Below are 16,003 nucleotides of genomic sequence, written 5' to 3'. Positions count from 1 at the left end.
GGAAGTGGCGTTCTAGCCTGTGAAGACAGCGTAAGTCCAAAGCCGGACACTGTGTTTGGTAGAGGCAATTGTCAATGAAGCAGGAAGCCTGCGCCATAAATGAAATGTTGGCGACAGGTGCTTCACTTACACCATAAAGCGAAAAAAGTCAAGTTGAACCCCAACCTCAACAGTCACCAGTTGTAGGGGCGCGCCTCCACCTTCAACTCGTCGGTCTTCCCACAAGTTACTGATATAAACCCGCCCAAGACAGTCACCATTGGCAATTCTTTAGACTAGATGAAAATAGGGTAGGCAGTGCTTACCCTACTGGTAATCTTAATATTCAAGTGATGAATTCAGCCTTAACTAATTTGACTGATGAGATGATCACCGACTCGTAACGCATTGGCAATAATCGTTAAAGCAGGCATCACACCCGAACTTGAGGGGAAGAAACTGCCATCAACCACATACAAATTCTCAACATCGTGAGTCCGACAATTCAAGTCTAAAACCGAAGTATTCGGGTCTTCACCAAACCGACAAGTTCCGCACTGATTGGCTACAACTTGAACCGGAACCTCACCACGAGGATAAACCGTCGCCCGTTGTTTATCAATGGATTTCAACACATCCAACCACTTGTAAACCAAACGGTCATGGGCTTCGGTATTATTGAACGTGTAATCGAGATAAATCTTATTATCCGACAAACGAACTCTGTTATTGGCATCCGGTAACGTTTCCGTTTGCGCCCACCAACCAATTAAACGCATCGCTAACTGTTTCAGTCCAAATTGGGGCATTGCCGTCGCCAACACTGATAAAATCGGGGGAGATTCAGCAAAAATCACATCTTGCAACAATCCACCTGTATTGTAAATCTGACCCATTGGATAGGGATAATCTTTATCTCCCCAGTAGAAATCATTCACCGCAACAGACCGAGGAAACTTACCGGAATTAGCAGCGATATCCAGTTGAACAATTGCAGTCATCTGGTGTTTCATCAGATTACGTCCCACTTGGTCAGAACGATTAGCCAGTCCTGTGGGGTGTTTTTCATTAGCTGACCGTAACAATAATACGGCTGAATTAATCGCGCCACAAGCTAAGACAACGATATCAGCAAAAATCAAACAGGATTGTCCGTTAATTTCCACTTCTACCGCTTTAACTTCTGTACCCGAAGAATTAGTCAGTAAGCAAACCACCTTCGCAGAAGTTTTCAGCGTTACATTCGGATATTTAAGGGCTAAATCAATCCCATAAACCTGAGAATCACTCGTGGGGTCATCTTGTTGAAGCGTCCATCCCATCGGTAAAGAAGTGGGATGCAAACCTTTTGCAGCAATTCCATCAACGATTTTCTGAATACAAGGTTCGTGACTAATGGGCGGATAAGGATAATCTGCACTGCGAGGCGGTTCTGTGGGGTCATCTGTAACTTGACCATGAACCTGATAGAGTTTTTCCGCTTCGGCGTAGTAGGGTTCAAAGTCGCTATATTTTACAGGCCATGCAGGAGAAATCCCTTCTTCGTGTTTAACTTCCTCAAAATCCCGTTCCCGCATTCGCAGCAAAGCCGCCCCATAAATCTTCGTATTGCCCCCAACTGCGTAGTTAATCAGGGGAGAAAAAGATTCACCCTGCGGGTCGTACCAACGCTCAGGCGCACGATAACGCTCTTTTTTGAAAAGATCAACCTCAGCCCGATTCTGCTCCTCTAAAGGCATAAAATCGCCCCGTTCAAGAATCAGAATTTTCTTTCCGGTTGGTGCAAGTTTTTGGGCGATTGTACCACCACCTGCACCCGTACCGATGATAATAATGTCGTAGTGTTGGTCGTCGATAATCATAGCAGTAATTACAGTAAACAGTTATCAGTTATGTAGTTATCAGTGTTTTCAGTGAACAGTTATCAGTTATGTAGTTATCAGTGAGCAGGAATTTCCGTGAAAACTTTACAGTTATTTGAGTTATCAGTTATCAATCTTCACTGGTCACTGGTCACTGGTTACTGTTCACTGTCCCCTAATTATTGCCAGATGTAAATAAGGATAAACAAAACAATCCAAATCACATCAACAAAGTGCCAAAATAACGAAGTGGCTTCAAAGCCAAAATGACCTTTATCGTAGTTACCGGGAATGAAAGACCGTCCTAACATAATCCCTTGTAACAAAACACCCGTTAAAACGTGTAAGCCGTGAAAACCTGTTAATAGGTAAAACATTCCGCCATAAACGCCACTGGTAAAGCCAAATTCTAGCCCCATCCATTCAATCGCTTGTCCGGCTAAGAAGTAACTTCCCATCGCCATTGTTGCCGCGAGAAACAGCCGAAAGACGGTTAAATTATGACGTTTGAGGGCGAGTTCAGCAAAATAAATCACAAAACTACTAGAAACCAGAACCACCGTATTAATTGCAGGTTCTCGAACTTCTAACCCTTCTATTCCCGGAGGTAGCCAGTTAACTGTTGTTGTTTTGTAAGCGGTATAAGCTGCAAAGAAACTCAAGAAAATAATACTTTCCGACAGCAGGAACACGACAAAACCAAACATACTATTGGCTTCTTCGTCGTGAACGTGTTCGCTAACGGCTTCGTGTAAATATTCTTCGATTTGTTCAGAAGTCAAAGAACTGTTCGTCGTCATCTTTCTTCCTCGTAGTAATCTATTAATTACCCATTTTCTGTAGAGACAGATTTACAGTTATCAGTTATAAAGTAACCAGTGTTTTCAGTCATAAGTTATCAGCTATCACCTGTTCACTTTTCACTGTAAAAACTGGTCACTGGTCACTGTTTACTGTTCACTGATAACGGGTGCAGGTGCAGGTAATTTCACGTTGGGGTCATTGGCGGTTAACGGTTCAGACTTTCCATAACCGTAGGGTTCACTGATAACAATGGGAAGAGACTCAAAATTTTCAACCGGGGGCGGAGAAGGGACTAACCATTCCAACCCAATTGCCCGCCAAGGGTTCGCCGGAGCGAATTTACCTTGAGTCCATGAACTGACCATATTCAGAATAAACGGTAACGTTGACATTCCCAGCAAAAATGCCCCTAAACTGGCTATCACATTCCAGAAGGTATATTCAGGGTCGTAGGAAGAAACGCGACGCAGCATTCCATTTAAGCCTAACGGGTGCATGGGTAAAAAGTTGAGGTTTGTGCCAATAAAGGTTAACCAAAAATGCAACTGACCCAACCCTTCGTAATACATCCGCCCGGTCATTTTCGGGAACCAGTGATAGATGCCAGCGTACAGCCCCATCGTTACGGTACCAAACAGAACGTAATGGAAATGACCGACAACGAAGTAAGTATTGTTAACGTGAATATCAACCGGAACCGACGACAACATAATGCCCGTAATTCCGGCAAACACAAACATGACTAACGCACCCAACGCAAACAACATGGGGGTATTTAAACGCAGTTTACCGCCCCAAATTGTCGCCACCCAAGCAAACACTTTAATTCCCGTTGGCACGGAAACACACATGGTTGATAACATGAAAATCAACCGCATCCAGCCGGGAGTTCCACTGGCATACATATGATGCACCCAGACTAAACCGCTAACTCCGGCAATAATCATTGAAGAAACAGCAACGACTTTATAACCAAATAAGGGCTTACGAGAATAAACGGGGAAAACTTCCGAAAAGATACCAAAAACAGGCAGAATAATCACATAAACCGCCGGGTGAGAATAGAACCAAAACAGATGTTGGAAGATAATCGGATTTCCCCCATCTGCCGGGTCAAAAAAGCTGGTACCTACTGTCACATCAAACAACAACATTACCGCCCCTGCGGTTAAGGCAGGCAGTCCAAACAGTTGAATAATTTGTGCCGCCCATACCGTCCAAACATAGGCAGGCATCCGAAAATAGGTCATTCCCGGCGCCCGCATTTTCACAATGGTTGTGACAATATTCACCGCCCCCATAATGGAGGAAACCCCGGAAATGGCAACGGCAATAATCCACACCGATTGACCATTTATCCAAAATCCTAACGGAACTTGGGTACTGACTGGAGGATAAGACCACCAACCCGCCTGTGCCGAACCCGAAGGCAGAAAGAAACTCGCCATCGTTAAAATACCGACAACGGGAATCATCCAAAACGCCGCCGCATTCAAGCGAGGAAACGCCATATCTCGCGCCCCAATCATCAACGGCACGAGATAGTTTGCCATTCCTGCTAAAGCGGGAAACGTCCACAAAAACAGCATGATGGTGCCGTGCATTGTGAACATTCCGTTATAAAAACTGCGTTCAATTAAATCGGATTCTGGGGTCATTAATTCACCCCGAATAATCATGGCTAAGATGCCACCAATCAGAAAAAAGAAAAAGGATGTGACCAGGTATTGAATGCCAATTACCTTATGGTCTGTACTAAAGCTAAAGTACGTTTTCCACGTTGTTACTGTTTCCGCGTGCGAATGACTCGCAGCAGGTTTACTTTCTAGGGGAGTGCTACTCATTGATGAAATTTCCTAGTCTAATAGTTGTCAGTCGGCTAGAGATTAAAATCTCTGTCTGATAGGTGAAGTCCTCTTAAAGAGGACTTGGGTTTTAAGGCGGGGAATTTATTCCCGGACTGACTATTTCCTGTTGCCTCTAACTGTGATAATTAACGAGAGGGGGTTCAGTCGGTTTAACAGTAGGCCAGCCAACTTTAAAGGTTTCCTTTTGTTCTTCGGCGTATTCAGTTGCCGCTTGGTTGGGTGCTGGCGTGGGGGTTTGAGTTGCTGCATTTGCCAACCATTGTTGATAGTTTTCGGGAGATTCTACAACTACATCTGCTGTCATCGTGGCGAAATAAGTGCCGCTAAATTGAGAGTCAGTCAGTTGATAGGTTCCTTCCCGAATCGGAGTAAATTCAAAGTCAATGGTTTGGTTGGGAATTAAATCTTGTTTGAGGCGAAATGCCGGAATGTAAAAGCCGTGTAGTACATCCTCTGATTTTAATGCCAATCGAACTCGTTTGTTGGTGGGTAAATGGAGTGAGGTACTGGTAACATTCGTTTCAGGATAACGAAACACCCAAGCCCATTGTTTCCCAATCACTTCGATATCTTCTGTGGGTTCTCCCATTGAGGCAATTGGTTCTGCATAAGCGGCTTCCATTCCCATTGGCATATGCAGATGCACGATTTCCATCGGCCCTTTGATTGCCATTTTTTGATAGACTTGGTAACTGTATCCCGCAATCCAAAAGACTAATAAAATCGGAATGGCTGTCCAGATGATTTCTAAGGTGACATTTCCTTCAATATGAGGACCGTCACTCATGTCGTATTTAGCCGCCCGATGGAAAATAACCGAATAGGTAATGGTTCCTGTTACGCCTAAAAAGATAAAGGCACCCAGCGTAACTAAGAAGCTAAATAAATCATCAACCAAAACGGCTTCTGCTGCCGCTTGGGGAGGAAGCCAAGAATAGGAAAGTTTGCCAATTCCAAGACTAACGATAGCTATAACAATCGCAATAGCCGTTAATATTATCCACTTGCGGTATTGTTTTTGAGGGCTTGACCCTCCTGTTAATTCACTAGACATAGAAATAACCTCTTTTTTAGGAGTTCAGGAGTTCAGAATGAAAGAAGTAAGCGCACCGAGCGCTGGCTACGCCTACAAGAGGCAATCATTTTATTTCTTTTGCCTTTTGCCTCTTGCCTCTTGCCTTTTTCCCGAATTTATCGCAACACAATATTCGGATTTTCACCCATTCGTAAGAGTTGGTCTGCGGTGTTGTGAATGCCAAATTCTGCCGCCAGTTGCGCCCCTAATGTTCCGTGTACAAACATCACCAATAAGATGGCAACTCCCGCCATTAGATAACTCCACTGCACTTGACGGGTTCTGTCTTTGCGCCATACAAATCGTTGAAATCCTCTCCAAATTGTCATTCCTACCATAAAAGCAAAGAGGAATACCCCAACAACACCATGCCACAGCATGGTTTCCATTGCTTCTAAGCCCCAAGCACTTTTAACCTCGGTGTAGGGGTTGGCTAGCATGATTTCATAAAAGCCTGCTGCTACCGTAAACACCGTAATAATCGCGGATGCCAGCATATTGTACCAACCGACATCAAAAAAGTTAGCCCGTGCTGCGGGAATAGCAAAAAATTTCAGGACTTGTTTTTCAAAGGGATACAACACCCCAATAAAATCAAAGGCGATCGCAATAATGAACAAACCTAGTGTAAGATGCACTAAATTGGGGTGAATCGGAATCGCATAGGGTAAGCCGTTTGCACCGAGCGATTGTATTTGGTTCATCAGTTCAGCATCCATTACAGAATACCCTCCCTAATTGCTTCAACGACGGGAACCGTATGGAGTCCGTACACCCACACCAATTCATCGCCGAGATATACCTGGAAACCGACTAAAACACAGAGCGCCAGTCCGACTGCGAGATAAGATATCGGCAATTTTTGGGGATTTTTCAGACGAATCACATACCGCCAGCCTGTAATTGCTGCGAGAATTCCCGCCAATGACCAGCCAATTAAAGTATGTAAATTGAGAGTTTGTTCAACTGCGTTGTACGGTAAAGCTAGTCCCGCTTCCGCCTGACCAAAGATGATGGCAATAAAGATGGAAATTGTAGCGAAAAACAGATTCCACCAACTCACCTCGTACAGACGGGTATTACGTGTGAAAGAGCCAATCACATCGCACAATACAGCAAACAAAACCATCGCAATCACAAAATGCACAACGATGGGGTGCATCGTGTCGGGATAGGGTAAATTGTGATCATTTAATGGGGGAAGTAGAGACTCGAACATGGTATTCTCCTCGGCATACCTACTAAACCTCGGTCACACCTCACAAGTAAAAGCTTGCAATAATGTATCGAGACATAACTTAACGTTGAACATTTCTATTACAAATTTTTAAGGAAAATCTGGACTTTTGACAGTATCAAGGTTAACATTCTGAAAAATTGACAGCCTGTCAATATTGTGATGGGATTAGAGTTGATAAACTGTAGCAATTTGAACAGAATCTATTGCCCTTTCAGTGTAGGTTTATTCCCAACGACTTCTCCTCAGTTGATAGAGATAATCGTCTCCGTCATTATAGCGCAAATTTATTTTCTTTTACTAAAAAAAATAAACCTCCCTTATTCTTAAGTTTTTCTTCAACAATCTCCGAAACAGTCGGATGAACATTACCCATCCTACTACTCTATAGCGTTTCTATTAGAAGGGGGAACGAACCACACCAGACACAAAGACAGGAAGATTCGCTCTTGGTGTCTCTGTGTCTTGGTGGTTTTTAAACTTTTCTCTTCCCTCCCTATCCTGCTATTCTACTCTCCGTAATGGGCGTTTGTGACTTTTCCTCGAAACACAAAATACTGGTAAACATTGTAAAACAACATCACCGGAATTAACGCCCCGATAAAAATCAACATAAACACCAGGGAACTGGGGTCAGCCGCCGCTTCATAAATGGTGATTTGAGTCGGGATAATATAAGGAAATACCACCAAACCCAATCCAAAAAACGTGAGAACAAACAGCAAAATAGTCCAAATAAACGGTGTTCTTTCTTCTGCTTTATTCAGGCTGAGAATTAACTGCCAAATTAACACAATTGCCAACACCGGAATTACCGCAAAAATATAAACCATCGGCTTTGAAAACAAGCGTTCTCGGGCAAAAATGGAGAAAATCGGAGTGCCAATGGTAATAATCACCGCCCCAATTAAAGTCGTCACGGCTGCCAATTTAGCGGTTGCATAATGGGTTTTTTGCAGTTCTCCTTCTGTCTTCCAAATCAGATAGGTCGAACCAATCAAAACATACCCTTGAATTAAGGTTAATGCCACTAACATTGTTTGCCAGGTTAACCAATCCAAATGACCGCCAATAAAATGACCTGCCGCATCAACCTTAATCCCTTTTAACACCCCTCCCAGGGCAAATCCTTGACCCAAAGCGGCGAGAAAACTTCCCACTCCAAAAGACACATTCCAGATAAACTTGTTGCGGGCTTGTTCCCGAAACTCAAACGCCACCCCCCGAAAAATAAACCCAAAAATCATGATAAAAATCGGGATATACAACGCACTCAAAATGGTCGCATAAGCCAACGGAAACGCCCCAAATAATGCCCCACCCATCAACACTAACCAAGTTTCATTCGCGTCCCAAATATTGCTTAAACTGGTCATTAAAATCCCGCGACGTTCTTCTGTTGATGAGGTCAAAGATAAAATTCCGACCCCTAAATCAAACCCATCTAACATCACATAAAGCAAGAGAAACAGGGCTAATATTCCGAACCAAACTTGAGGCAAAAAATAGGTTAAAGTGTTCATCCACTCTCCTTTATTGTTGGGCTTCTACAGGACGTTCATCGGGGATAAATTCTCCGGGTTCAGTATTTAATGGCGGTTGTTCTTCCATTCCCGGAAGTGGCAGGTTAAAATCAGGCCCTTTTCTAATAATTCGACTGCCAAAATAAAACGCCGCAAATAATAGAACCGCGTAGACACTGGCAAAGAGAGTTAATGTTGTTAAAACATCTCCGGGCGGTAAATTAGAAACCGCATCTTCTGTGCGAATATAGTTATAAACCGTCCAAGGTTGACGCCCAACACAACGCACCGTCCAACCACATTCTACCGCAACATATCCCAACGGTGCCGCTAAAATCCAGCCCCACATTAACCAAGATTGTTGAGTAATCTTTTCGGCTGAAAATTGACCCCGTAGCCATTGAATTAAACTGACAAACATTAAGCCCGCAAAGTAGAACCCAATGGCAATCATTATGCGGAAACTGTAATAAATTAGTCCCAACAAATGGGGGCGATTTTCTGGCGGCCATTCTTTCAAGCCTTGCACGGGTTCAGAGAGTTCTTTTTTGAATTCAAGAATGTAGCCTAAAGCATTGGGTACTTTGATTTCCCAGTCATTTTGTTGCGTCTTTTCATTGGGAATAGCAACCATACTCCAGTCTGCTGAAACCCCTGCGGGAATGGTTTCCCATTGGGCTTCCATTGCCGCTAATTTTGTCGGTTGATAATGATAAACCTGTTCACCGCTAAGGTGTCCGATATAGAGTTGTAAAGGGGCAATAATAATGGCTGCGGCTAAGACAATTTTGAGGGAAGTAGCGAAGAAAGCTTCATGGCGTTTTTGCAGAATATACCAAGCACTAATTCCCCCGATAAAAAACAGAGTCGTTTCCCAAGTTGCTAATACCATGTGCATCACACTATTGGGCATGAAGGGATTAAAAATGGCTTGAAAATAGTCTTGGACAATAAATTTCCCGTCAACAAATTCTCCTCCGGCTGGAGTTTGTAACCAAGAATTCGCCACTAAAATCCAAAAACTGGATAAATTCGCCCCAAACGCCACAAGAATGGTTGCCATATAGTGAATGTAGGGATTAACTCGTTGCCAACCAAACACCATAATCCCTAAAAAAGCGGCTTCTAACATAAACGCCATTGACGCTTCAAAGCCGATAATACTCCCAAAAAAGTTGCCAATGGCTTCAGAAAGGGGCGCCCAGTTAGTCCCAAATTGAAACTCCATCGGAATTCCGGTGGCGACACCAATACCAAAATTGAGAATGTAGAGTTTTGCCCAAAAACGGGCATGATAATAATATTGAGGATTGCGGGTTTTCAGCCAAAGTCCTTCGACGATAACCAGGTAAACTCCCATTCCGGTTGTCAAGATAGGCCACAGCATATGGAAAATCGCAGTTAATGCAAACTGCATTCGTGAAAGAACCAGTGTATTCGACAAAAATTCCATAATGACCTTTGTACATCGTGACCGAATAACAATTGTAGGGTAGGCACAACCTACCCTGTTTGTGAACTCTAGTGACCTAGATAGCAAGAGTGGTCAAAAACAAGCCTTGAATTGTTAATTTCTTGCTGTGAACGTGATGACTTGCTTTCTTGATTAACTTTAGTTTCTCTTCAGGTTTTGTGCTGCTTAACCTGAGTACGGCGACTGGAAACTACCCCAACACCAGAAACGACAAACAGCGCCAACACAGAACCCGGTTCGGGAACCGACTGAAGTTTCCCAAAAAGTCCGTCATTGCTGCCATCTTCCGGGCCGGCGGCAAAATAGAGATGATTCGCCTCACCCAGACTCGCCCCATTCCCAAAAGTTAATCCCCACAAACCAGGAATCACAATGGGATTACCTTGAGAATCTTCAAGATAACCTAAAGGCTGGCGAGTGTTCGGATCAAAACCCACAATCGTGCCATCACCAAAGTTAGCAACTAATAAGCTATTACTAAATTCACCAAAATCCGAAGGGGCGATGGCTAAACCCGCCGGAACATTCAGCAATCCCCCATCATCCCAAGTGTTAATTAAGTTCCCGTTAAAGTCAAATTGAGCAATACGACCCAATCCGGCTCCGATTGTTTCGGAACCTAATGACTCGGTTGATTGTTGAGCATAGGTCACATACAACGATCCGTCAAAGGTTTGGATGTTGTAAGCTGCGTAACCTTCCGACTCAAAAGGATTAGCAAAGACCACATTTGAGGTAATCTCATTGAAAACCCGATCAAAAACTTCAATGCCTGGAGTTTCCCCAAAATCAACGGCATAAATCCGATTGTCCGAGGCCAAATCACTAACGGTTACACCGTAGTAAATCGACTCTTGAAAACGATCAACAACAATCGTTGAGACAATCGGCCAGTCATTTGTACCATCAGGCCGTTTGCGATCCGTCCAAGCCGAGATCGTCCCATCCAGTGAGGCAAATAAAAATTTACTGGGAGCGGTGACTGCACCATTCGGATGATCTAGGGTAATCACAAAGTCCTGAGAATTAATAAACACCTGCCCAGTGGGACTCGACATTCCGGAAGGATTATTCGGTGAGGCGGGAATGGTGACTACTGTTAAACCATCTTGAAATAAGGGAATATCGCCCACATCCCCAACATATTCGGTGACAGTTCCGGTATCGATATTGTTAATCCAAAAGTGTCCGCCAAACCCCGCAGTACGAATGGCAATACTACGTGAACCTTGCAAATATGGATCAAGAAATTGGGGGTTGTAAGCGGGGTTGTTGGAAACTAGGTTGGTCTGAAAGTAAGCAGCATTGGCATCAGAACCAATATCAAGGCAGAAAATAGCTGTTAATGCCGCTATTTTGCCTAAATTTAAGAGAGTTAATTTCATTTTTGAACCTCTGATTGACGACGAGTCGCAATCCCCAGAATTCCTATCGCCATAAACAGCAGGCCACTCGTTGCCGGTTCTGGTACGGGCGCCGTCGTTAGGGTCGCGCTATAGCCGTGGAATCCAACAATGCTAGGATCTTCAGGGGGATTACCTCCAATTGAGAGGCTGTACAGTCCGGCAGGTAAAGTCAAAGACTCAAAAACTGATATAGCGAGGTTTTCATTGGCTGCATGGGCTAGATAGGAAATTTCATCTATCCAGTCGGTATTACCTACTGTGTTGTATTGATGATCTTCTTCGCCGTTGTTTTGCCATCCTTTATACAATGAAAAGGCAGGATAGAGTTGATCGCCTGCAATGTCTGTTGCGGTGGGAACTCCGGGTTGTCGATCAATTTGGATGTTGAGTTGTGTCGGTTCTAGTAGTTCTAAGGCTACCCAATTCGAGGTATGAGTCCAACCCTTCAATCCGACTGGATTTGCAGGTTCATTCCAACTTTTTGCACCAACATAGTAGCTAAACTCAGCAGTGTCGTCACTATCGAGTTGGACTGTCCATTCATAACTTAAGCCTTCTTCTGGAACTGGATCGCTGAAAGAGACGGTTGCAGCCTGCACAGAGTTGGATGTTAAACTTAATGAAGCACTGACGAGAGAAATCAGTGTCATTATTTTGCTATTGACTTTCATCGCTTTCTTCCTGGTCAAGGTTAATTGGCAGCAATATTTATTGACAACTTGATCCACAAGATTTAATAATTATCTTGGGATTGCAAGTCCGGTCAAAAATGAACTGTGCGTAATACTTTATGGCAGCTCTCTTCAAGTGTCAAAAGACAACAGGTCAAACCTGAATGGGTTTGATTTTCCCTCAAGAATTTCTGAGTTTAGATTTAGAGCCGATTTCAGTACGATTTCCGGTAAAGTTAAAGTTAAAATGGGCAAAACACTGCCTTTAATACCAACTCTCTTAAGCAAGATTTTAGATTGTTGTTCTGCTGAGATTGAACGTGAATGATCAACACGAACCTCAGAGGTGTTATTACTTTTTGACTGAATTTATTTTTATCAAACTAGACTAGGGGATAGTTGTCAGGCATCCACTGAAAATTTTACAGCCTGTCAATATTGTGAGGGGATTAGAGTTGATAAACTGTAGCAATTTGAACAGAACTAATATCCAAAAACTGGATAAATTCGCCCCAAATGCCACAAGAATCGTTGCCATATAATGAATGTAGGGGTTAACTCGTTGCCAACCAAACACCATAATCCCTAAAAAAGCGGCTTCTAACATAAACGCCCCAGACGCTTCAAAACCGATAATACTCCCAAAAAAGTTGCCAACGGCTTCAGAAAGCGGCGCCCAATTGGTGCTGAATTGAAACTCCATCGGAATTCCACTGGCGACTCCAATACCAAAATTGAGAATGTAAAGTTTTGCCCAAAAACGGGCATGATAGTAATATTGACGATTGCGGGTTTTTAGCCAAAGTCCTTCGACAATAACCAGATAAACTCCCATTCCGGTTGTCAGGATAGGCTAAAGCATATGGAAGATAGCCGTTAAAGCAAACTGCATTCGTGAAAGAACCAGTGTATTTGACAAAAATTCCATAATAACCTTTGTACATCGTGACTGGCTGATTGATTCACAAACCCTTTACAGATTCTTTACAAAAGAAGTGATTTGGGGGGGTTTATTCGTTCAATTGTCATTGAATTGTTCGTTGCCAGAGTAGTTAAGTCGTGTTACGGTTGTATCAGAAAAAAGAGTGGTTGAAACTTCTGCCCTAGAAAAGTTTTATTGATAGTAGCTAAGTCAAGCTACTTAAAAAGGCTTGAAAGTCTCATGTATAATAAGGCTAATACTTTTGACTAAGGGGAAGTTATGCTCAAACATTAATAGAGCAAACCTGCTTGATTTTTTATGGAGAGGGTGTCATTTGTAAAGATCAGGGCGAGTTTAAAAAATTTATGTTAATCAATAGCCAGAGCAAAAGTTTACCAGGGAAGACGTTAAGCTTCTGTTTCAAAAATTGGCTGAGTGATGGCTTTTTTGGAGAAACTAGAACCCGCATTATAATTTGGTATACGATTCTAACGGGTTCCTGCTTGGGATTGTCTATTCCGCTTTTTACTCATTTAGTGATTTGGCAAGTTGATCAAAGAGTTGCTGAAGACTTACAGGAGGAAATACAGAATTTTAGAGACTGTGTAAACAATAAGGTTTTAGTCGAAAAACAAACAGATGCAAAAAAAATATTTGATCATTTTTTATATGAACAGTATCCTGCTGATAAAACATTTTTGATTGCCACGATTCAGGGTGAATTTTATCGCTCAAGTCCCCTGCGTTTGCCCAAGTCTGTCTCTCGAACTTCTCCCCTGACTCGAGAACTTTCCCAAACCACTGAACCGATTGAAGGGCATATTATCGATCACAAAAAGAGAGATATTCTCTATCATACAGAGCCTCTAATCATTGACGGAAAAGTGAAGGGGGTGTTGATTATTGCGAATATTCTTGCAGTAGAACGACAAGAGGCTCTAGATACATTTTTTATTGTTATTATCGCTTTATTCGTTTTGGTTGTTTTTGCTTTAATCTTAGCCTGGTTTATTTCGGGACGGCTTCTTCGTCCGATTCAATCACTGATTAAAACAGCTCATTCGATTAGTGAAACTGACCTTTCTAAACGAATTTCTGAATCTGGAGGAGGTGAAATTGCCTCACTCGCCAAAACGTTTAATCAGATGATGGATCGTCTAGAGAAAGGATTTATCGCTCACCGACAGCTCGTCAATGATGTTAGTCACAAACTGCGAACCCCGATTGCAATTATTCAAGGAAATTTAGAATCTCTTGATTATTATACTCCCGAAGAACAACCCGAAATCATTAAATTAGCACTCGAGGAATTGATCGTAATCACTCGTTTAGTCGAAGATTTATTACTCTTAGCTCGAGCCGAAAATAAAGATTTTTTTATTTTAGAAACAGTGGAATTAGCTGAATTCACCGAGGCAATCTACCATAAAATCCAGGGATTGGGCAAGCGAAATTGGAGATTGGATGCTCTAGGAACAGGTAAAATTCATGTCGATCCTCAACGCCTGACGCAAGCGATCATCAATTTAGTCCACAATGCTATTCAACATACCCAAGAAAACGATATCATTGCCATAGGTTCTTGTATAGATAACACCTCAAACAAACCGGAATTTCGCTTCTGGGTGAGAGATACTGGCGTGGGCATTCCAAAGGCTGATCAACATCGAATTTTTCAACGATTTGAACGAGCCGAAAATAGTCAGAGTTCTTCTGAGGGTACGGGTTTAGGTCTATCGATTGTCACCGCTATTGCTGAGAGTCACGCAGGCTCTGTAGAATTATACAGTCAACTCGGTGAAGGAGCGACTTTCACTTTAGTTTTACCCATGAAAAAGAGCAGGAATGAATCCGATTCCTCAAAAACTTTGAGAAATTCCCGACTTGATCACGGGGATTGACACCTTGCTCTCAAGAGACGAGGATTCTTCTTTCAATGAATTGCTCTTGTTCTATGGGATTTCTTTTTTTCTGTTTGGATCTCTGAGTTTGCCATCAGTACCTGAGCTTTTTTGATGTAATCCCACCCTCTCTGATTCCAAACTTTCTCTACTCCTGTTTCTTTTTCTATCCAACGAGCCACTTTTGGACCGTTCCAATCCCCTCCATCTGATGGTCTTGATTCTAATTCTTTCCCTAAATTTTCGAGTTGCTCTTTGGTTAACAGAGATTTTTTCCCTCTCTTGTGCTTACTTTTTAAGTTTTCTACTCCTGTTTCTCCTAAATCATTATATTTCTTGACTATTTCTTTGCCATAGTCATAACTAATCCCTACAGCGACTGCACTATCTTTGATTGTCCACCCCAAGGAGACTTTCCACAGGAGATGCCATCTTCTAGATTCGACTGGATCTTTACTTTTGAGGTACTTTTGTTTCAGTTCGTTCGTACTATAATGGCTGGCTAGATCTGTTTTTCTGGTCATGGATTTTTTCTCCCTTTATTTTTGTCTATACAGGCCGGGTTTTTGAGTTCCGGACTGGGTATAAAATGAATCAAGTTTACTGATTGAATTAGAGTGAAAAGAGTCATTTTAGGAAAACCAGATTGAGGTTTTTCTAATTTTTAGAGAATCTGAGAATAAATATTCCCAGTTCGCACTTTGAACGTTATTGTTTAAGCTGTTGTAGGACTTTCTTTTGAGCGACTCGAATTCAATGGCCTCGAAAGTTGACAACTGTTGTACGGGAGGATGTCAATCTTGACCATCCCTCTGCTCTCGACATCGGACAGTATCAAGTTTTTCACAAGTTTTTAAAGCTTTTATGAAGCTTTTATGAAGCTTTTATGAAGTCTTGGTGTCTGCGTGAGGCTCAAGATTAGCCCCCAGGGCTAGGAGCGCTCCTCAAAGATAGCCCAGGGCTGTTTCATACTATGGCGCAATTCCCTCTGACCTAACCCCCCAACCCCCTTCCCTACCTCACCCTAGCCCTCTCCACCTCTCCCTAACCCTCTCCTACCTCTCCCCAGCCCTCTCCTACGAGGAGAGGGGGCGAATGGTCTCCCCCAACCCCCCCACCCCCCTTTTTAAGGCAGGGCTGTTTCAAAGTCGATAAACATTTGCTTAGAACCTCTCCCCCAACCCCTCTCCTATAAGGCGAGGGGAGCTTTTTTTTGATTACTAAATATCTAAAACTATTAATTACTCCTCCTTCCCTTGCAGGGAAGGGGGTTGGGGGGTT

12 protein-coding genes and 1 pseudogene are annotated in these 16,003 nt (G+C 42.9%); 1 reads left to right on the top strand and 12 read right to left on the bottom strand.

Annotated features, from left to right (window positions below; genetic code table 11):
- Positions 1 to 344 precede the first annotated feature (344 nt).
- The 11 genes and pseudogenes from VB836_RS28960 to VB836_RS28910 form a co-directional block, all read right to left on the bottom strand.
- Positions 345 to 1,841: a GMC family oxidoreductase gene (locus VB836_RS28960; protein ID WP_323224831.1), complete on the bottom strand. Its 1,497-nt coding sequence runs from the start codon at positions 1,839 to 1,841 to the stop codon at positions 345 to 347.
- Between the two features lie 179 nt (positions 1,842 to 2,020).
- Entirely contained in the window at positions 2,021 to 2,641 is a 621-nt protein-coding gene (locus tag VB836_RS28955) for a cytochrome c oxidase subunit 3 (RefSeq protein WP_323224829.1), read from the bottom strand.
- 150 nt (positions 2,642 to 2,791) lie between these two features.
- The gene (locus tag VB836_RS28950) at positions 2,792 to 4,489 is read right to left on the bottom strand and encodes a cytochrome c oxidase subunit I (RefSeq protein ID WP_323224827.1); all 1,698 of its coding nucleotides are present in this window, start codon (positions 4,487 to 4,489) and stop codon (positions 2,792 to 2,794) included.
- A gap of 136 nt (positions 4,490 to 4,625) precedes the next feature.
- A complete protein-coding gene (locus VB836_RS28945) occupies positions 4,626 to 5,567 on the bottom strand; it encodes a cytochrome c oxidase subunit II (RefSeq protein ID WP_046276819.1) in 942 nt (313 codons plus the stop codon).
- A gap of 137 nt (positions 5,568 to 5,704) precedes the next feature.
- Complete coding sequence (locus tag VB836_RS28940) at positions 5,705 to 6,307, bottom strand: DUF2231 domain-containing protein (RefSeq protein WP_046276820.1); 603 nt, start codon at positions 6,305 to 6,307, stop codon at positions 5,705 to 5,707.
- Positions 6,307 to 6,807, bottom strand: a complete 501-nt coding sequence (locus tag VB836_RS28935; RefSeq protein WP_323224825.1) for a DUF2231 domain-containing protein — start codon at positions 6,805 to 6,807, stop codon at positions 6,307 to 6,309. The genes VB836_RS28940 and VB836_RS28935 overlap by 1 nt, the downstream gene beginning before the upstream one ends.
- Positions 6,808 to 7,334: 527 nt before the next feature.
- The gene (cydB, locus tag VB836_RS28930) at positions 7,335 to 8,348 is read right to left on the bottom strand and encodes a cytochrome d ubiquinol oxidase subunit II (RefSeq protein ID WP_323224824.1); all 1,014 of its coding nucleotides are present in this window, start codon (positions 8,346 to 8,348) and stop codon (positions 7,335 to 7,337) included.
- Positions 8,349 to 8,358: 10 nt separating this feature from the next.
- On the bottom strand, positions 8,359 to 9,801 hold the full coding sequence (locus VB836_RS28925; protein WP_323224822.1) for a cytochrome ubiquinol oxidase subunit I: 1,443 nt from the start codon (positions 9,799 to 9,801) through the stop codon (positions 8,359 to 8,361).
- Between the two features lie 170 nt (positions 9,802 to 9,971).
- Complete coding sequence (locus VB836_RS28920; protein ID WP_323224820.1) at positions 9,972 to 11,207, bottom strand: TIGR03118 family protein; 1,236 nt, start codon at positions 11,205 to 11,207, stop codon at positions 9,972 to 9,974.
- The gene (locus VB836_RS28915; RefSeq protein WP_049559456.1) at positions 11,204 to 11,899 is read right to left on the bottom strand and encodes a PEP-CTERM sorting domain-containing protein; all 696 of its coding nucleotides are present in this window, start codon (positions 11,897 to 11,899) and stop codon (positions 11,204 to 11,206) included. Before VB836_RS28915 ends, VB836_RS28920 begins: the two co-directional genes overlap by 4 nt.
- Before the next feature lie 463 nt (positions 11,900 to 12,362).
- Positions 12,363 to 12,749 (bottom strand): annotated as a pseudogene (locus VB836_RS28910) (cytochrome ubiquinol oxidase subunit I); the annotation flags it as partial.
- Positions 12,750 to 13,186: 437 nt separating this feature from the next.
- Between VB836_RS28910 and VB836_RS28905 the strand changes: the two are divergent.
- Positions 13,187 to 14,722: a sensor histidine kinase gene (locus tag VB836_RS28905; protein ID WP_323224818.1), complete on the top strand. Its 1,536-nt coding sequence runs from the start codon at positions 13,187 to 13,189 to the stop codon at positions 14,720 to 14,722.
- Positions 14,723 to 14,754: 32 nt separating this feature from the next.
- On the opposite strand, the gene VB836_RS28900 is transcribed toward VB836_RS28905, so the two are convergent.
- Positions 14,755 to 15,246, bottom strand: a complete 492-nt coding sequence (locus tag VB836_RS28900) for a helix-turn-helix domain-containing protein (protein WP_323224816.1) — start codon at positions 15,244 to 15,246, stop codon at positions 14,755 to 14,757.
- Between the last annotated feature and the right edge of the window lie 757 nt (positions 15,247 to 16,003).

The sequence above is a fragment of the Limnoraphis robusta BA-68 BA1 genome (assembly GCF_034932365.1).
Taxonomy (GTDB): Bacteria; Cyanobacteriota; Cyanobacteriia; order Cyanobacteriales; family Microcoleaceae; genus Capilliphycus; species Capilliphycus robustus.
This window is presented reverse-complemented; position numbering and strand designations above follow the sequence as displayed.